The organism is Anaerocolumna sedimenticola (assembly GCF_009931695.1).
Taxonomy (GTDB): domain Bacteria; phylum Bacillota; class Clostridia; order Lachnospirales; family Lachnospiraceae; genus Anaerocolumna; species Anaerocolumna sedimenticola.
The window spans coordinates 2,284,139-2,303,132 of sequence record NZ_CP048000.1 but is presented as its reverse complement, the minus strand read 5'-3'; the positions used below and the strand labels follow the sequence as shown (position 1 = coordinate 2,303,132).

18 protein-coding genes are annotated in these 18,994 nt (G+C 37.4%); 2 read left to right on the top strand and 16 right to left on the bottom strand.

All coding sequences use genetic code 11. The features are described 5' to 3' along the window. Nucleotides 1-16: 16 nt before the first annotated feature. Both Ana3638_RS10150 and Ana3638_RS10145 read left to right on the top strand, forming a co-directional pair. Nucleotides 17-1,555 (top strand): methyl-accepting chemotaxis protein, encoded by a 1,539-nt coding sequence (locus Ana3638_RS10150; protein ID WP_161837916.1) that lies wholly within the window; start codon nucleotides 17-19, stop codon nucleotides 1,553-1,555. Nucleotides 1,556-1,726: 171 nt separating this feature from the next. After that, nucleotides 1,727-2,083: a YmaF family protein gene (locus tag Ana3638_RS10145; RefSeq protein WP_161837915.1), complete on the top strand. Its 357-nt coding sequence runs from the start codon at nucleotides 1,727-1,729 to the stop codon at nucleotides 2,081-2,083. A gap of 224 nt (nucleotides 2,084-2,307) precedes the next feature. On the opposite strand, the gene Ana3638_RS10140 is transcribed toward Ana3638_RS10145, so the two are convergent. The 16 genes from Ana3638_RS10140 to Ana3638_RS10065 all read right to left on the bottom strand — a co-directional run bounded on the left by Ana3638_RS10140 (nucleotide 2,308) and on the right by Ana3638_RS10065 (nucleotide 18,912). Next, complete coding sequence (locus Ana3638_RS10140; protein WP_281352909.1) at nucleotides 2,308-3,069, bottom strand: ABC transporter permease; 762 nt, start codon at nucleotides 3,067-3,069, stop codon at nucleotides 2,308-2,310. 3 nt (nucleotides 3,070-3,072) lie between these two features. Then, a complete protein-coding gene (locus Ana3638_RS10135; protein WP_161837914.1) occupies nucleotides 3,073-4,002 on the bottom strand; it encodes an ATP-binding cassette domain-containing protein in 930 nt (309 codons plus the stop codon). 15 nt (nucleotides 4,003-4,017) lie between these two features. Beyond that, entirely contained in the window at nucleotides 4,018-4,614 is a 597-nt protein-coding gene (locus tag Ana3638_RS10130) for a TetR/AcrR family transcriptional regulator (protein ID WP_161837913.1), read from the bottom strand. A gap of 673 nt (nucleotides 4,615-5,287) precedes the next feature. Next, entirely contained in the window at nucleotides 5,288-6,004 is a 717-nt protein-coding gene (locus Ana3638_RS10125; RefSeq protein WP_161837912.1) for an enoyl-CoA hydratase/isomerase family protein, read from the bottom strand. Nucleotides 6,005-6,017: 13 nt separating this feature from the next. Next, on the bottom strand, nucleotides 6,018-6,974 hold the full coding sequence (locus tag Ana3638_RS10120; RefSeq protein ID WP_161837911.1) for a sugar phosphate isomerase/epimerase family protein: 957 nt from the start codon (nucleotides 6,972-6,974) through the stop codon (nucleotides 6,018-6,020). Between the two features lie 172 nt (nucleotides 6,975-7,146). Continuing rightward, entirely contained in the window at nucleotides 7,147-8,418 is a 1,272-nt protein-coding gene (locus tag Ana3638_RS10115) for a glycoside hydrolase family 5 protein (RefSeq protein WP_161837910.1), read from the bottom strand. 110 nt (nucleotides 8,419-8,528) lie between these two features. Then, the gene (locus Ana3638_RS10110) at nucleotides 8,529-9,074 is read right to left on the bottom strand and encodes a D-lyxose/D-mannose family sugar isomerase (protein WP_161837909.1); all 546 of its coding nucleotides are present in this window, start codon (nucleotides 9,072-9,074) and stop codon (nucleotides 8,529-8,531) included. A gap of 14 nt (nucleotides 9,075-9,088) precedes the next feature. Further along, on the bottom strand, nucleotides 9,089-10,042 hold the full coding sequence (locus Ana3638_RS10105; RefSeq protein ID WP_161837908.1) for a D-2-hydroxyacid dehydrogenase: 954 nt from the start codon (nucleotides 10,040-10,042) through the stop codon (nucleotides 9,089-9,091). Then, nucleotides 10,023-10,982 carry a transketolase family protein gene (locus Ana3638_RS10100; protein WP_161837907.1) on the bottom strand — a complete coding sequence of 320 codons (960 nt, stop codon included), beginning with the start codon at nucleotides 10,980-10,982 and terminating at the stop codon, nucleotides 10,023-10,025. Before Ana3638_RS10100 ends, Ana3638_RS10105 begins: the two co-directional genes overlap by 20 nt. Next, the gene (locus tag Ana3638_RS10095) at nucleotides 10,979-11,797 is read right to left on the bottom strand and encodes a transketolase (protein ID WP_202621633.1); all 819 of its coding nucleotides are present in this window, start codon (nucleotides 11,795-11,797) and stop codon (nucleotides 10,979-10,981) included. Before Ana3638_RS10095 ends, Ana3638_RS10100 begins: the two co-directional genes overlap by 4 nt. 171 nt (nucleotides 11,798-11,968) lie before the next feature. Further along, the gene (locus Ana3638_RS10090; RefSeq protein WP_161837906.1) at nucleotides 11,969-12,673 is read right to left on the bottom strand and encodes a FadR/GntR family transcriptional regulator; all 705 of its coding nucleotides are present in this window, start codon (nucleotides 12,671-12,673) and stop codon (nucleotides 11,969-11,971) included. A 124-nt stretch (nucleotides 12,674-12,797) separates the two neighbouring features. Continuing rightward, nucleotides 12,798-13,166: a carbohydrate ABC transporter permease gene (locus Ana3638_RS10085; protein ID WP_281352942.1), complete on the bottom strand. Its 369-nt coding sequence runs from the start codon at nucleotides 13,164-13,166 to the stop codon at nucleotides 12,798-12,800. A 481-nt stretch (nucleotides 13,167-13,647) separates the two neighbouring features. Then, the gene (locus tag Ana3638_RS10080; RefSeq protein WP_161837904.1) at nucleotides 13,648-14,565 is read right to left on the bottom strand and encodes a carbohydrate ABC transporter permease; all 918 of its coding nucleotides are present in this window, start codon (nucleotides 14,563-14,565) and stop codon (nucleotides 13,648-13,650) included. Nucleotides 14,566-14,650: 85 nt separating this feature from the next. After that, complete coding sequence (locus Ana3638_RS10075; protein ID WP_161837903.1) at nucleotides 14,651-16,069, bottom strand: ABC transporter substrate-binding protein; 1,419 nt, start codon at nucleotides 16,067-16,069, stop codon at nucleotides 14,651-14,653. A 76-nt stretch (nucleotides 16,070-16,145) separates the two neighbouring features. Further along, complete coding sequence (locus Ana3638_RS10070; RefSeq protein ID WP_161837902.1) at nucleotides 16,146-17,411, bottom strand: hypothetical protein; 1,266 nt, start codon at nucleotides 17,409-17,411, stop codon at nucleotides 16,146-16,148. 556 nt (nucleotides 17,412-17,967) lie between these two features. Then, a complete protein-coding gene (locus Ana3638_RS10065; RefSeq protein WP_161837901.1) occupies nucleotides 17,968-18,912 on the bottom strand; it encodes a L,D-transpeptidase family protein in 945 nt (314 codons plus the stop codon). Nucleotides 18,913-18,994 lie beyond the last annotated feature (82 nt).

The following is an 18,994-nucleotide window of genomic DNA, read 5'->3' as shown; positions in this document are numbered from 1 at the left end:
GGGAAGAGGTAATATTATGACTAATGAAAAAAGTACCATAATACACTATCAATTTAATACACTGAAACATATCGTTATTCTGTACTCAATCAGTGCTTTTCTGGCAGCATCTCTATTTATTTTCTTAAAACTAACCGGTTTCTTTCCGGAAATAAAATGGATGTCCCTAAATATATTTTCCGCACTTATGGTTATTGAAATAATCACTTTTAAATTATTATATGACCAGACCACAAAAGAAAACAATCATTCTTTTCAAACGTTTCAGGCACTTAAAATCATCGTATTGTTATTTTCCTATGCAAATTATTTGTATATCGGCCTTATGGTACCATCCCGGGAAATCTGGTGTTCTGTTTTTTATTTTATAATTGTAGGTGCTTTATTACTGGATACGAAATTAAATATTGCTTATATCCTGTTGGGTGTACTATCACAGGTGATTATTTTCTTTTTAAACCCATCTTCTCTGCCTGATGGAGGGCATATGATCAGAGAGTTAATTTTAAGAGCTGTAGTAATCGGCCTGATTTCTTTCGGTATATTTATTTTCACTTATTTTTCATCCAGAATCTTAAAAACCGTTGAAATCAATGAAGGGTCTTTGAAAGAACATAACGAAAAAAACAACATTTTATTTGAGAAAGTTTCCGAATATGTCCAATCCCTGCTTATATCCAGCGAAAATCTGGCGGCAATCGCAAACGAAGAGAGTGCATCCGTTGAAGAGATTGCTGATACCAGTAAAAAAGCTGCGGCGGATTCAGACAGGATGTTAAAAGGCATTGAGGAAAATAACCGAAGCTTAAATAACTTATTAAATTCTTGCGAATCCATAACTGATAAAATAAAAGATACAGAAAATAAATCCGCAGAATTAATAGAACTGTCAAATAATAATGGAAATTCCCTGAATAAGACCCTAAACATTATTGTTGATATTAAGAAGGATATTGAAAATACTTTAGACGCGACCTATATTCTTGAGGATAAATCCGGCCAGATTGATAATGTGTTGGAAATCATACGCCAGATATCCAACCAGACAAATCTGCTCTCCTTAAACGCTTCCATTGAGGCGGCAAGAGCAGGGGAACAAGGTAAGGGATTTGCCGTAGTGGCAGATGAAATCAGAAAACTGGCGGAAGATACAAATAATTCGTTAACCCAGGTAGCTTCCATCACCCAGGAATTTAAGGAAAGAGTAAACCAGGTTAAATCGCTAATGGCTCAAAATACGGAAAAAGTAAGTCACGGTAATACATTGTTAAATAATGCGGTACATGACGTAAACAATATGATTACAAGCCTAAAAGACTCGGGGCAAAATATTAATGAAATCAGCAGCCTTACCCAGACAATGCTTAGCGAAACTCAGAATACGGTGGTATTCAATTCAAAAATTACGGAAGCTACGAACCAGACAATTGATAGATTTAATCAGGTATTTGATTCCATCAATCAGAATCTGGCCACAAGTGAAGAACTTGCAAGCAGTGCGGAAATGCTAAATGGCATAGCTGAGGATATGAGCCAAATAATTAAAACGCTCTAACTGTATTATAAATATAATTTTTGCAATCCTCCTTTTACCAACCATTTAACTTGTTTCGCAACTACCTATTGATTACTTATCGGTCATGTCACATTTTGACATTTTTGTCATATAATTGTAGTGGGAATGAGTCTGGTTCATTCTTAAATCTCTTATGCGAGGAGCAATTATATGGCTTATACAAATTATAATAACCAGTATTGTAACAAAGGACAAAGACATGTTCATGAAGTTCAGGGAAGTGTTATGATTGCTGAACGTGAGGAAGATCCGCATAATCATAGATTTGCAACCGTATCCGGTGAAGCCATTCCTTACGGACAGGATCATTACCATGAGGTTGCATTCAGGACAGATTTTTATGAAGACCACTTTCATGAATTTTGTGGAAATACCTCGGGAGCAATTCCGGTTGGCAATAACCGCCATGTACATTTTTTAGAGTCGGTAACAACTGTAAATGACGGACACAGACATGAATTCAGAGTTGCAACCCTGATAGAAGATCCCATTGGTGAAAAATGTTAAGATCATAAACCGGTTAAAAGCTTTTTCTTTTACAAAACCACTTTTTTAATGTGCAATATGTAAACCGGTCAGGCATAATTCCTCGTTTGTAAATATTTCAGACAGTTCCTGGCCGGCTCTTCCGGGTCCGGTAATCTTTAAATCTAATTTTAATAATGAGTGAATACATACTCATTAATACTTCTAAAAATAAAAGGCCTTACTTTATATGCCTAAAATATAACCTATGATTTTCTACCATAAATCCATCCGGAGATGCCATAAGTAACTGCAGTAATTCCAAGACACCATATCAATGATAAAAATACATTGTTTCCTACGGGTAAATCCATTAACAGCGTACGAACACTTTCGTTAATTGGTGTGACAGGTTGATTTTCAGCAAGTAAACGTAATGCCTTTGGCATAGTTTTTGTTGGCACAAACGCAGAACTAATATAAGGAAAGAATAAAAACACATAACTAAATGCGCTGGCACCCTCCGGTGTTTTTGCAATTAACCCAAAAACGATTGCAAGCCAGGTCATAGCAAGGCTATACAGTAAAAGGATGCACACAGCCGCGAACCATCCTCCAAAACCTGCGACTGATCGAAATCCTATCAAAAATGCCAATACAAACAATACCACTGTTGAGATTATGTTCTTAATAATGGAAGCGAGAACATGTCCGGTAAGTACTACATTTCTTCCAATAGGCATCGTCCTAAAACGATCGATGATACCATTCTGCAAGTCTACATTCAGGCTTACGGCAGTTGTTCCTGCCCCATAACCTATGTTGATAAGAAGTATGCCGAAAATAACATAATCTATATAGTTATCATTTCCTGTTTGGATTGCTCCACCAAATACGAAAACGAACAAAAGTAATACTGCAATAGGCAAGAACAGCATAGTAAGCAAATTATCCACATTGCGTAGCGTATACATCATACACCGTTTGGTCATTGCTCCTATTTCTTTTATTTGTCTAATAAATTTCATGTCCTAATCCTCCTTTCCAGAATATATCTGGCTTAAAAAGACATCTTCTAAAGTCGGCTGTTTTTGCACAACACTCTTTACACGTATACCGGCATCCCGAAACTTAACAAGTAAGGTGGTTAACGCTTCTACACTTCCATCTGTCATTACAGTTAATGACAGACCCGCGTCATTGGAAGCTGCCGATTCAGCTTCCAAAATGCTTTGTGCCGGGCCATACTGTTTTTCATCAAACATAAGTTGAACGGCTCCGATGGGCAGTAAATTTTTAAGCTGGCCAACACTGCCCTCCGCAGTAATGATACCATTATTTAAAATGGCAACATGGTCGGCAAGGCGTTCAGCTTCTTCTAAATATTGCGTTGTCAGAAAAATCGTTATGCCCATTTGTTTTAACTTTATAACTTCCTGCCACATAGCTATGCGGTTTTGTGGATCAAGCCCAGTTGTGGGTTCATCAAGAAAAAGAATTTGCGGATTCCCCATCAGGCTCATAGCAATGTCCAATTTCCGGCGCATTCCACCGGAATATGTGCCGCTGCGCCGATTGGCGGCACCAGATAATTCAAATTGCTTAAATAATATTTCTGCCCGTTCTTTATAACCGGCGATATGCAAAAGTTGTCCAATCAAATACATATTTTCACGGCCGGTTAACAGTTCGTCTACAGCGGCATATTGCCCGGTCATACTAATGGATTCCCGTACTTTTTGCGGGTCCTTTTTTAAATCAAATCCGCAAATATTAATCTTACCTTTATCGGCTTGCAAAAGGGTTGATAGTATTTTTACAGTTGTAGTTTTACCGGCTCCATTGGAGCCGAGCAGGCAAAAAACACTGCCTTTCCGTATTTTCAAGTTAATGCCTTTTAGTACATCAACTCCCTTAAAAGACTTGTATAACCCGTTTATATTAATAATGTAATCTTGCATCACTAAAATTCCTTTCTACACAAGCAATATGGACGACAAAGATTCCGGTGCAGGGGCTTTGTATTCTTCTTTTAGAACCAATTTGAATTGACTGATTCCCTGTAACATAGAACAGAACAACAGGGCTAAATCATACGGATTACCAGGCCGACAAACTCTTTCGCTTTGCCCCCGTTCAACTAATTTTTTCAAGGCATCAAACATTTCTTTATCCCGCATTAATAAAGTCTGTAAAGCCGTACTTTGATTTCCGGAGGTAATGGCTTGCGTAATCAGCATGACACTATTGTTAAAGTCATCATTCTTCTCTACATCGGTTACTACTTCTTTACAAAAGTTCTCAATGATTTTTACCGGCGGAGCATCTGATAAAAATAATTTTGCCACCTCCGCTAAACCATCGGATGCTTCACTTACAAGTGCATCAAAGAGTTCTTCCTTTGTTTTATAATGGCGGTATAACAATCCTATACTTATACCTGCCAAATCAGCTATTTCCTGCACGTTTGTCCCCGCCAGACCCTTTTTTGCAAATAATTCTCCGGCTGCCGCAAGTATTTTCTCACGTGTTGCTAAACGCATTGCTTCAAACTGTTCTTTTGTGCGCGGCATAAAATTGCTCCTTTCAATGAGTGAATTTAAACTCATTATAAAATCGGTTATTTATTTTGTCAACAATAAAAGAATTAAAACTTCCTTTTGTACACTGCCCATTCCAGTCCTACTATCTTTATGTGGACAGCATTTGGGCTATTCAAAGAGATAAAAATATCTGCCAATTTTGATGAAATGACTTTTTAAGCTATCCAATAGAGAAAACGAGAAGGGGCTGTTGCAAAATTCAAAATATAACTTACTTGTGGGAGAATATGCTTTATATTTCGCGGATATTTTGTTGAAAGTATGTGCGAATGGCTCCAAGAAAGAGAATGGAGCCGTTTATTCGCGCGACTTGAAACAAAATTCAAGAAATATAAAGCATATTCTAGACACAAGTTTAGTAAATTGACTATTTTGCGACAGCCCCTTCTCAATTATTTACAAGCCTTTAAAATATTTATTAAATAACAATGTAACGAGTCCTAATGAAAATAAAACTAATATGATAAAATATTATCCGTCGTATCAATTATAATGGATGCTGCTATTTTATTCTGGCTGTTAACGTCTAATTTTTGCAGCAAATATTTCATCTTAGATTCAGGTATGGCCACACATCCTGCGGTATACTTATAAGGAGCCCTTTTAAGTTATTATGTTATTGCTTTATCATAAAGGAAGCTTCTTAAAAAGATTTCAGCATGGTCACAAGATGATATTTCCCTGCCTCATATTGCTGGTCATAGGATAAGCCCTGGGTATTATTATAATATTGTTTACATATGGAGAATGCAAATTCGTTTTTTCCCAAAAATTTTCTTACATATTCCATAGCAACATCAATCACATCCTCTCGTTCCGTTATATGATTAATCAAGCCATAGGAAAGAGCTGTTCCGGCATCTAATTCTTTTCCGAAAGCAATCATTTCCATACATTGCTTTCTGCTGAAATGGTTTCGTATTCCCATTAAGGAAATCATGGGAGCTAACTCATTATTAATTTCCGGTATTGAAAAACTGGAAGTCCGCACCGACACTGCAAGATCACAACATTCCAACAAACTTAAACCTCCGCCGCATACATCTCCGTTAACAGCAGCGGTTACCAGTTTAGGGAACTTCGCTATCTTTTGATGAAGCTTAACAAGCAGGTTTCCAAAATAAAGAATATCCCGGGAATTTTGCTGATAATAATCTCCAAGATCGCCGCCCCCGCAAAAAAACTCTCCCTTTCCCGTAAGAATTACAACCTTACAATTGTTATCATGTTCCGAATGTTCAAAGGCTTCCAATATTTCTGACATACAGTTTACGGATAGTTTGTTATTTGCATATGGACGGTTGATTTCAATGATGGAGAATTCATTTTTCCGATAGCAATTTATATTCTGATATTTCATACTAACTCCTTAGTCAGATTAAAGAGCGGATATAATCCAGTATTTCAAAGGTTTTCAATTCCGTCTGCATCTCTTTTAATTTTTTTTCATCTATTCTATCAGCAATATCAAAAATATAATCCATCCATTCAAAGGTTTTCTCCATGATTTTAACAGGATCATGCCTCTGGGGGAAAACATCGGCTGTAATCCAGCCATTATAATTTACTTTCTTCAAAGCCAGGGCAAACTCTATGTAATCCCAAAAGTTAACCGTACCCGGAACCATATCCCAATCCCAGTTTCTAAAATTATCATTAATATGAATATAAAATAAACGGTTGGTCTGCCCCAAAAAAGAAGCGGAATCAGCGGGAACCTCCAACGCCTGCAGGGCATGCCCAAAGTCTAATGTGACCCCTACATTGTCTTTTCCTGTCATCTGGGTAAAATATGCCATTTTCCCCGCATTATTTAACAGGCAGTGGATTCTTGGCTCGGATTGTTTATACTCTAAGCTTATTTTAATATCCCTGCGGTATTCCGCCGCTTCCCTGATTCCATCAAGGGTATATTGGAAAGCATCCAGATAGTCTGTCTCAAAAGGATAATCAACACCATCATTTAATAATGCACAAGTGACGACTCCGCAATTGAGCTCTCCGGCACAGTCCATCGCCCGTTTCATTGCATTTACCGCTTCTTTTCTGATCTCCGGATCCGGATTTGAGAAAGAGCCGTATCTCCACATAACGTCACCTTTCACATTTAAATTTACCGTGGAAACCCCTAAATGATAGGCATCCAATAGTTCTTTTAGTTTTTTGGCATTGGTAAAATTCTGGGGATAAACTACCTCCAGACCTGAACACCCTTTTACTCTGGAAGCCATCTCCACCATTTCTTCCATTGGGCGGACCGGCTGGTAATCGATAAAACGGTCCTGTACTTTTCCCATAAAACCTGTAATTATAGAATATTTTCTTTGCATAATATGCATTCCTTTCTCAATTATTTAATTATAAAGAGGTGATTGTAAAACAACATTTTTATATCTATCACCATACATCTGATACTTCAGTCTGAATCTGGTTTCCAGGGCTGTTGAAACAAAAAAATAGTATTAGCCCTGTGATATATTAGATAACTATATCGTTTCGCAATTACCTGTTGTTAAATATAACATCCTTAACTACAATTTCTCCATTATGTAAATAGATTTTAGCTGAGAACTTATTAACACTATCTTTCTTACTATACGGCTCCTGTTCCCAGGTAGTTAAGCTGTATAACATAAATGGCTCCGCAAAGGAAGTATAGATTAACTTTTCATCTTCATAAAATTCCACATAATTTATTTTTTCAGGATATCTGCTGGCCAGTTTTATATATCTTCTGCCTTCGATATCATTGTTATCTTCAAATCCCTGCAGATAAAATTCATTCTCCTGATCCGGTGTATTATATATGATCTGCTTTAACCGTTCTGCATAAAATTCATCTTCTCCTTTTGTAATCCCCCAGTCTGCCGGTGGTTCCTGTTTTGTCATGTTATTATAATATCCCCATGAAGTGTGAGTCGCTACTGAAATGGATAGCTGCCCGAACATCTGGGAATCTTCATTGCAGACAATTGGTTTATCCGAAGCTGTTTTCCTGATTCTGCGTATAAAATCATACAACTCCTGCCGGCGCAGCCCATTTCCGTGAATTAATATGACATCACTGTTTTCTATTACTTCTTTCTTACAAATGCCGCCTCCCCCACTGGAACCTACTGCGAATTTTCCTTGGGACCATTCTCTTGCAAAACGGATTAAACTTGCTATCCCTTCCCCGCTGTGAATAAGGGGATGTTTTGAAAATGCTCCCACATCGTGCTCATTTGCAACTTCAATAATGACATTGGTATAATTCAATTCACTTAAGAATTTAGATGCTGTCTTAACTGCCTCCATCAAGGCCACGCCGTCGTTTAATAAATGTTCCTGGGCCTGATACAGAAAACTGACGATTACCAGCATACCGATTTCATCACAGGCTTTTATAACCCTGATCAAACGCTGTTTGTAAGCCTCATCCATCTCTTTGCCGTCCGGTGAAAAGCTCCCCGTATTAATTACACTCCAATCCGAGTATGTATAGATCGGTCCTCCGCCCTGCAGGCCGACCGTAATTGCCCTTATTCCGCAATCGTACCAGCTTTTTAAAGCTCGGATTAAGCTTTCCGTATTCTCCTCTGCAGAATATACTTTCCCGAACCGGTCATATTTTCCGCTATTTTTTGGATTCCTGTCTTCAAAAATACCCTGGATAAAACGATTATTAAACAGTAATCCATGGATTTTAGAATTGCTCCCGGTTATATCAGAATAAGTCTTTTTCCCGTTAATATAAAAATCATCCTTTATAATTTCATAATGAGTTTTTGACATTTTCCATCCACCTTTCATAGTCAAAACGGATATTTTTAGGTCCGTTTACGCTGTGCCTATCCTTATACCTGCTATGCAGGAATTTCAGCGGCATTCACTCAGGTTTATAATCATTCCGTCCGAATCTGTGTAATTCTTACTACCCCGGGGTCACTAAAAGGATCATATGCATCTTTTGGAGTTGTAGACATGGTAAAAAAGACTGCCCCTCCTTTTCCGCCCTGAAACCAATGCTTTTCCCCTGGTAAAATTGTCAGGGTGTCACATGGCCCCATGATTATTTCATGCCTGCAGGTATAATATTTTTCTTTTTTATCCGGGATATGGCCTTCTTTTATGTTATTCTCGCCATCTACATATAATCTCAACTCACCTGAGATGATCCGAAGTGTCTCTTCTTTGCCGGGAATGTCATTTACCGGCTGATGCCAGTGTTCCGGCTCCGTCTGGTCCTCAAAAAGTGCAATTACCCTGCATGCCACTTTTTCAGTCTGGAATAACGTTAAAATCTGTGCTCCTTCCTCGCTCAGATTTGAAAGTCCAAAATCAGCAATATCCATAGTTTCAATATCTTTTTTACAGATTACCACACCTGCATTTATAATCATTTTAACTGCTTTTTCTCTTGCTGCCTTGTATTCTTTCTGTTTTAACATTCTTTTATCCTTTCTTACGGCCGGTTGACTACATTTACCGGGTTTCCTTCTATAAAAGACTTCACATTATCCACTGCAATATCCATCAGTCTTTTCCTTGATTCCCTGGGGGCCCAGGCTATGTGGGGAGTTATCAGACAATTTTTTGCTTTTAACAGCGGATTTTGGGGGCCGATTGGTTCGGTTGAAACAACATCGACTGCCGCATATGCAACCTTTCCCTTTTCCAGGGCATTACATAAATCCTGCTCCACAATTAACTGGCCTCTGGAAGTGTTCAAAATAATTACACCATCTTTCATGCCTTTTATGGAATCCTTATTTATCATATTCTTTGTGCTGTCAAATAACGGACAATGTAAAGAAATAACATCAGAGCAGGCAAACAATTCATTCAATTCGACCTGACGGCACCAGGCATCCTCCGAAGTTTTAATCCTGTCATAAAAAATCACTTTCATTCCCAGTGCTTTAGCAATTTCCCCAACTAAACGGCCTATTTTACCAAATCCGACTATCCCCATTGTTTTACAGGCTAATTCCATCAAAGGATAATCCCAATAACACCAGTCAGCATTATTCTGCCACTTTCCTGCTTTCACACTTTCAGAATGGCTTCCGATATGATGGCAGATCTCCAGCAGAAGTCCTATGGTAAACTGAGCCACGGCATAGGTACCATAAGTAGGGATATTCGTTACTGTAATGTGATAGTTATCGGCAGACTTAATATCAACAATATTATATCCGGTTGCCAATACCCCAACATAATCCATGGAGCAGGCTTTAAACACCTCTTCGGATAACGGTGTTTTATTGGTCAGGACAATTTTAGCATCACCGATCCGATCTATGATCTGTCCGGGATCCGTTCTGTCATATACGTAAAGTTCTCCCAACTCTCTTAACCTGTTCCAGCTTAAATCCCCGGGATTTAAGGTATATCCGTCAAGTACAACTATTTTCATAGGTTTCCTCCCTTTTAAGAAGACCAAATGCCGTTTTTACAATGTTCCCGACAGTAATGCCGTTTATTTTTAACAATTCAGAATAGGGGGCGGATTCTCCGAAACAATCCTGTACTCCAATACGTTTTACGGTTCCTGTCCCTGTTTCAGCAGCTATTTCACATACTGCGGAACCCAATCCGTTAAAAATGTTGTGATCCTCTACCGTAATAATTTTCCCCATATCTCTTAAAGCTTTTTCCACAGCTTCCCTGTCAATGGGTTTAATGGTATGCATATCCAGCACTCTGGCAGAAATACCGTATTCCATTAATTTTTCCTGTGCTTTCAGACAAATACTGACAACATCGCCATTTCCAATAATTGTGATATCATTGCCGGATTTTAGTTCCACAGCCTTTCCAATTTCGAATTCACTGTTTTCATCATAAATATAAGGAATGGCGTCTCTGGTAAATCTTAAATATACCGGACCTTTTCTTTTCGCTGCCAACGCAATCAGTTTTCTGGCCGAATAATAGTCAGCCGGCATAATTACCGTCATATTGGGTATGGTTCTGAAAATTCCCATGTCCTCTATACATTGATGGGAAGCCCCGTCGTTGGAAGGCGTCAGCCCTCCGTGGGAACATGCAATTTTCACATTCAAGCCGGTATAACAAATTTCCTGACGGATTTGTTCCAGGGCACGCATACTTCCAAATACCGCATAAGTCACCACAAAGGGAATTTTTCCTGTAGTTGCCAATCCTGCTGCTATACCCACAGCATTTTGTTCGGCGATTCCAACATTAATATGCTGCTCCGGCAGCTGCCTTGAAAATAATACCGTCTTACAGGACTTGGAAATATCGCAGTCTATTACATATAGCTCCTTCATTTCTTTTCCCAGTTTTAATATCTCATCCCCAAATGCATCTCTGGTTGCCTTTCCATTCATGATAATCCCACCTCTAATTCTTCCATTGCTGTTTCATATTCTTTCTCATTGGGTGCCTGGCCATGCCAAACAGGTACATTTTCCATAAAAGATACGCCTTTCCCTTTTACCGTATTGCAAACAATACATTTCGGTTTGTTATTCTTTTCGGCTTTCATATCATCTAAGGCCTCTACTATCTCTTTCATACAATGACCGTTTATTCTAATAGTATCAAAACCAAACTCCTTAAACTTTCCCGCCAGATCCAGAGTGGGCATAATATCTTCCGAGCATCCGTCGTTTTGCAGATTATTATTATCAATAATCACAACCAGATTATCCAGACGGTATTTATTTGCAGCCTGGCAAGCTTCCCAAACCTGCCCTTCGTTGCATTCCCCATCGCCTAATAAGGTATAAGTCATATAATCCCTGTGGTCTCGTTTCCCCGCTAAAGCCATTCCAACCGCACAGGAAATTCCCTGACCCAATGAACCGGTAGAAATATCGATTCCGGGACACCTTTTCATATCCGGATGTCCCTGTAAAATTGAGCCTTGCACCCGTAATGTATTAAGGTGTTCCTTGCCGAAATATCCCCGGATAGCCAAAGCGGAATACAGGGCAGGGCAAACATGGCCTTTTGAAAGGATAAAACGGTCCCTGTCGGTCCACTTCGGTTCCTGGGGATTAATATTCATTACCTCAAAATACAGGGCGGTAATAATATCCGCGGCAGACAAGGATCCCCCCGGATGACCGGATTGTGCTTTATAGATCATTGTCAGCGCTGTTTTACGAATTTCTTTAGCCTTTATTTCTAAATAATTAATTCTACCCTCTTGATTCACAATTGCATCTCCTTAAGTATAAAATAAGTAATCATAAGACATAATACGTACTACCTTTTATTTATAAATAAAACTGCCTTTCCGGCAGCTCTATTTAGCCTTACAAATAAGTCCTTTCTTCTCAGCAAAAGCGTAAACGGCAGGCCAGGAACTTTATATACGCTCTCTCCAGGTAAGCAGGGAATTTGAAACAACTTCGCTGATTTTCGTATAATCTTTATTTTTAATGCATTCAACTATAACCTCATGATAATCCGGCGCCAGGGAATTGACCCTCTCCAAATGGATATTTTCTCCTATGGATTGCTTTAATATTTGGTAAACACCTTTTGCTATCCGGATAAAGAACGTATTTTTGCAGGCATCAATCAACAGCATATGAAATTCATAATCGTATTCTTCCGCTGCTTCCGTATCATTGTTGTTAATGGCCAGACGCATATTCCGGATATTTTGCTCCAATGCATCAATTTCCTCACTAGTTATCTTAGTAATCACCAGCCGAACAATGGATTCATCCAAAACCTGTCTGAGTTCCAATAATTCACTGCTGGTACTCAAATCAAAAATCAGGCTATAGATAACTTTATCAAACGTATTTGGATTGATCTGTGAGCAGACATAGGTCCCGTCACCACGCTTAATTTCCACAATTCCCATTGCTTCGAGTATCTTCATGGCTTCTCGGAGTGAATTCCTGCTGATCTGCATCTCTTTAATCAGTTCATATTCATTGGGAAGCTTGGAGCCTACCTTGTAATGTCCATTGGTTATTAAATCTATGATTCTTGTTACTACCTGCTGTACTATTGACTCTTTGCCTATAGGCGGTAAAGAGTCTTTCTTTGCTTCTGTCATTTACTCCACCTCCATGATTTTCTTAATGTAAATTTACTGTAACTATTCTCCTGCATATATTATATTGGTTTTAATGAATCAAAGCAATCATAAGTCGGTGCGGGTAAATAGTTATAACTTTTTTCTATTGCTTTATACCGGTCGAAGCAATGCTTTGTACAATGTATTTTTGCAGAAAAACAAATACCATGGCCAGCGGCAAAACACTTAAAATCGATAAAGCCGTTGATATCCCCGCATGTACCTGTCCGCTGGCTCCAGACATATACCTGATAAGGCCTAACTGAATGGTATTTAATTCATTTTTGCTTAAGACAATCATAGGCCATAATAAATCATTCCAATTATTCACTACATCCAGTATGGCCAGAGTGGCAATAATTGTCTTCATCAAAGGAAGAAATATCCGCACATAGATCGTAAATTTACTAGCACCGTCAACAACGCCGGCATCATATAAATCGTCGGGCAAATCATCACAGAACTTTTTTATAAAAAAAGATAAATTGCATTTGTCATTACACCCGGCAGAAGAACTCCTAAAAAATTGTTGGATAAGCCTATGCTTTTTATAATATTATACATTGGCATCAATTTACTTTCATATGGTACCATCATGCTAGATAAAATAAAAATGAGAATTATATTTTTCCCAGGAAATTTACCTTTTGACAAGCAAAAACCAGATAGCGTCGCAACAAAAATATTCAGGATTAAACTGATTAATACTATAATTATCGTATTAATCAAATACCGAATAATCGGCACATTGGAAACCGCCATCTGATAATTAAATAAGCTGGGGTTTCTCGGTAACAGTCTGGGAGGGTATGGCAGGGAGTAGGTATCAAGCCTGTCAAAACTGGTACTCACCAGCCAAATAAAAGGAAGAATAATCAAAAGACAAATTATTGATAAAATAATATAATAAAAAAAATGTATTTTTTTAAATCTGATATTTAGTTTATCTTCCATTACCTTCGTCCCGCCTTTCTTTTTAAAATACTGCCGAATCTAAAATTTTCTTTCTCCGTTAAATAATAATTCAAGGCTGTAATCAGTAAAATAATTAGAAACAGAGTTACTGAGGCTGCACTTGCCAGGCCGATATCCTTATAATTTAAAGTAGAAAAAGATTTTTTATAGATATAAAGCATCATCGTATTTAATGCACCGGAGGGACTTCCGTATTCACCGCTTACAGCATAAACTTCAGCAAAACGTTTTAAGGCACTGATTGTAGATGTAATCAACACATAGGTAAAAGTATTTTTCATACAAGGTATTGTAATGCGGCTGAATTTTTTCCATTCATTGGCTCCATCTATCTCTGCCGCTTCATAAAGTTCCTTTGATACAGTTTGTAACCCGGCAAAAAACATTATAATATTATATCCGACACCTTTCCAGATCGCCATTGTTACAACAGATTCTCTTGCCATACCGGGATCGTTAAAAAATCCTTTCGGAGCAATTCCGAAAAAGGATAGAAAATAATTGGCAATCCCATCTTCATCCGGCATGAAGATGTATTTAAAAAGGATGGCAACTGTAACCATCGACATAATCATGGGCAGCAAAAACACTACTTTAAATATATTTTTTGATCTGGGTATGCTATTTAACATATTGGCAATTACAAATGCAATAGGAATATTAAAACCCACTCCCAAAACTGCCATATAAAGGGTATTTATGATTGATTGGCGAAATTCGGTATCATGGAACATAATATCATAATTTACCGTTCCGATAAATATATTTTTCATATTTTGAAAACTATCCGTAAAAGTATTTACTAAAGGGTAAATATTAAAGATAAAGGTACCCAGGATAGGAATAATTAACAGAATATACCAACTAACATAGTTTTTCAATCTATTTTTTTTCACAATTAACTCTCCTTATGGATAAGGCTGCTGCAAAATAGCCCTTTTATGTTTGCTTCGGCTATTTTACAGCATTCCCAGATATCAGTTATTGTCCTAATTGTTTTTTCGTATTTTCTACCCAGTCATTAACGCCTTTATATAATTCTTCCCTTGCCTGTTCCGGTGTGACCTGTTTAGCAATTACCTGACTTAAAACATTCTGCATTGGAGTTCTCCAGAACCAATAGTCATCTGTAATAAACATTGTTTTCAGTTGGTTTTCATGTCTTTTTTTATTGATATCATATTCCATACACTTCATTCCGTTAAAATCTTTTAAAGCCGTCAGTTTATCTTTCGCATAATTTGTTAAGTAAAAATCATTTATAGCTTTATTCGTAGCCAATGCCTTAATAACTTTCCAGGCTAGTTCAGGATTTTTTGCATTTTTAGTAACCGCATACCTGAAAAATTCCGGAAATCCCTGCATTCCACCGCTTCCTGTAGGAATCGTTATCGGTATGAAACGATCCGTAATCTCTTTTTTATCCGCATATATATATTTAAGCATGGAACCGGATATGGCATTAGTATCAAAATTGATGGCAATATCATTATCCTTGGTAAAAAATTTTTCTGAACCTGAATTTGTTGCTATTCCTTCCGGTGAGACCTTAACGATACGTTCCATATTCTGAAAGAAATTTAATACTTCCGGTGATTCCTTAATATAATCTACATATTGGCTTTTATCCATTTCTGATAATAACATTGTGTCACTGGAGTATGATTTTACCGCATCAAAACCGATCGCGTTCCATTCCATCCACATAGATGCAATATATGCACCATAATTTTTTGCTCCCGTCTTAGGATTAACGCCATTCATCTGTTCTGCTTTTGATATTAATTCTTCATAGGTCACATTATCACCGGGCAGTTCAACACCCCAGTCCTCAAATAGCTGTTTATCGTAAACAAATATATTGCTGGCCATAGTAACCGGCAATCCAAAAATCTGTCCGGTTGCTTCGGGATAATTAAAGGATTTATATGTCATATAATGTACGGCAGGTTCAATGAAAATATCATCTAAATTGTCAAGATTAACCTCTGTATCTTTTTCTAAAAATTGTCTATGGTCAACAAACCAGTCCGGTGCCATAACCTGATTGGTATAAAAACCGATGTCAACTTCCTCTGCTGCAATGGTGGCTTCCATTTTCTGTATCCATCCGTCCCATGGAATACTTGTCAGCTGAATATCTACGTCCGGAATCTGTTCTTCCAGAATTTCTTCGAAAGCCCCCAGGCTTAATGATTTAATTCCGGAAATGGGATCAATTGTATCCTGGTCATTAATTCCCGGGACTATCATTCTTACAACGGGTTTATCTCCGGATGCCGTATTTGTGTCAACTGAATTTGTTCCTGTTTTCTCATCCTGCTTACCGCATCCTGTCAACGTACCGGATATCATTGCTATAGTAATGATTATACTAAATAATTTTTTAAAGCCGTTCATAAATAAACCTCCTCCTTTTGCCATGAAACCCCCGGAAAGCAGGAATCACAACACATAAATTTACATTTTTAACTATTTAACTGAGCAACCTACAACTTTTTACTATCTTTTCCCTACTAGTTAAATATACTTCTGCAACCCACTCTTCACCGGCTTTCGTTCCTGTCACAGCACCCTGTAACCAGTTACAAATAAAATGAATCATAAAAGGATCATCATAAGATGCAGCAAAGTATTCTCCATTACGGTAAAATATTACGTGATCAATTTTTTCAGGATATAAGCTTGCAAGACGGATCCAACGTTTTTGCTCATATGTCATATCCGGTTCCAGCCCCTGCAAATAAAACTGATTTTCAAAAGGTATCTCATCGGTTTTTATACCAAGTACTTCAGCCATTCGATGGGCAAAGAACAGGTCTTCACCGGAAGTAATGTGCCAATTGACCGGCGGCTCCTGTTTTGTCATATTATTGTAATAACCCCATGAAACCTGCATTTTTGATGTAACCTGAAGCTGGCTTAAAGCCTGGGAATCTTCATTGCAGACTATAGGTCGCAATGGTTTTATGCTTTTTGCCTTTTGAATCAGATTATATAATTGCTGCCTTGTCTGTCCATTCCCATGAATCAAAATTACGTCGGATACCTCCGCAATCTTTTCTGAAAAATATCCTCCTGTCCCGCTGCATCCTACAGGAATTCCCCCTGATTCCTCCTTTGCCGTTTTAATTAAATCCACCACTCCTTTCTCTGTATATACAATTGGATGAATTTTGAAATCATCCACATTGTGTTCGTTTGCTATCTCAATGATCACATTGGTAAACTTCATGTCACGAAGCCAGTTAGATGCCTTTTTTACTGCGTGTTTAACGGCTTCATCATCTTTTAAAAATCTTGTCTGTGCGCCATACAGGAAGCTCACAATTACAATCATTCCCAGTTCATCCGCCGCTCTTATAAGCTTCTCCATCCTCTTTAAATATCCTGGTTCAACTTCCTTACCGTCAGAAGAAAAAGGGTTATTGTCTATACTGTAATTGTCCATAGTAAAACAAGGACCGCCTCCCTGAAAGCCTACCGTAAACCCACGTAATCCATATTGGTACCATTCAGGAAGTGCTGTAATCAGTTCCTCCGTATTTTGCTCTGTGTCAAAATTTCTTCCAAACCGGTTGAACCGGCTTTTACCAGCCTTATCGTCAAAAATTCCCTGAATAAACCTTGCATTCATTAACAATCCCCAAGCATCCGGATTACTGTCTTTTATTTGGCTGTAGATAAGACTGCCGTTAATATAAAATTTATCACTTTTAATGCTTAATACCGTCTTTCCCATTTCTCCCTCCTTATTCATATTACGTAATACGTCCTACCTTTTTAATTATGCTTATACCTTTCAACCTTTCTATGTATATACCCTTTTATATCAATCCTCTCTTCTGTCACGAAAACCTGTTAATAAATGTCACCTAAACATCCTACGTATTATCTATAATATAACATCATAGCTCTATATTGTCAATCATAAATTACTAATAAATAATGCCAATTTTATTGGCTAAGAAATCGCAGAAGATTCGGAATTCTTTTCGAACTGATACCTCCTTTTAATTCTATTTGCAGTTGACTATACAATGCAATTCTTTACATCGTATATATTCTGAGGCCTGTTTTTAGATTTCTTCTGCTTCGCCCTTGCTTATGGTATTTAAATTATTACCGATACCAAGCTTCCGCACATGGCGGCATGCATCGCAAAGGTAATATGATTATACTGTCTCAAAAACTATAAGGGACTGTTGCAAAAATAATGCAACAATCCCTTTAATTACAGCAGATTTTTTAGTTCTTATCTTTTAATAGCTTTCTGATGGATCCTAATGAAAATAAAACTAATATGATAAAATATTATCCGCCGTATCAATTATAATGGATGCTGCTATTTTATTCTGGCTGTTAACGTCTAATTTTTGCAGCAAATATTTCATCTTAGATTCAGGTATAGCCACACATCCTGCGGTATACTTATTATTCGTATAACAATGTAAAAATATTGCAGAACCTTTATGCGGCACATTCCCAGGATTATAATTTAAAATTAATGAATATTTATAAGCTTTCGGATAGTTATACAATTGTTCTCCATAAGACGAATCCCAATCCTTTACTACTTCTTGGGTCTGAGAATATCCGTCTTTACTCTTTGAAGTAGAAACAAATCTATTATAATACTTACTATTCGAATCACTTACCAGCCAATGCGTTTCATTTACTTTTACATAAGGTACTTTAGCATTACCTGGTTTAGATGCCACCCCAAATGCAGCTGTGAAATTAAATAAACCAATGGGTGTTTTGTTATCTCCTTCTTTTGTCTTGCCAATACCGTTTTTACCTATGTAGCCAATGGTGGAGAAGTCTAAAATCCATTGCCCGTTCTTATCTTTACTATAAAAACTTACATTAGCCGTTGTATTGTTTGCCTTATCAACCGAAACAATAATGACTTGTTTGCCGTTAATTTTTAAAGAACCGATTTTGGTAGCAGGTATGGATGCCGGCACTCCATTTGCATTGATACCTCCGCGTTTAATTAATGAAAAATGACTTAAAATAACCTTACCATCTTCTTTCTTGTATGACTTTATTTTATAATAGTATCCATTGCCAATACTCACATTGTCAATAAATTTATCATCTTTTGTATCTTTTACCAAAGTATAAGTTCCATTATATTCTGATGCCCGATAAACTCTATATCCATCTTGGTCAGAAACTTTTATCCAGCTTATTTCCAGCTTGTTATTGCCGGTTTTCTTAATATTAATTATATTCATATTACCTGAAGCAAGAACAATTGCAGGATTATTAAATAAAATTGAGCAAATAATGATTAGTAATATAATTTTATGCATAAAA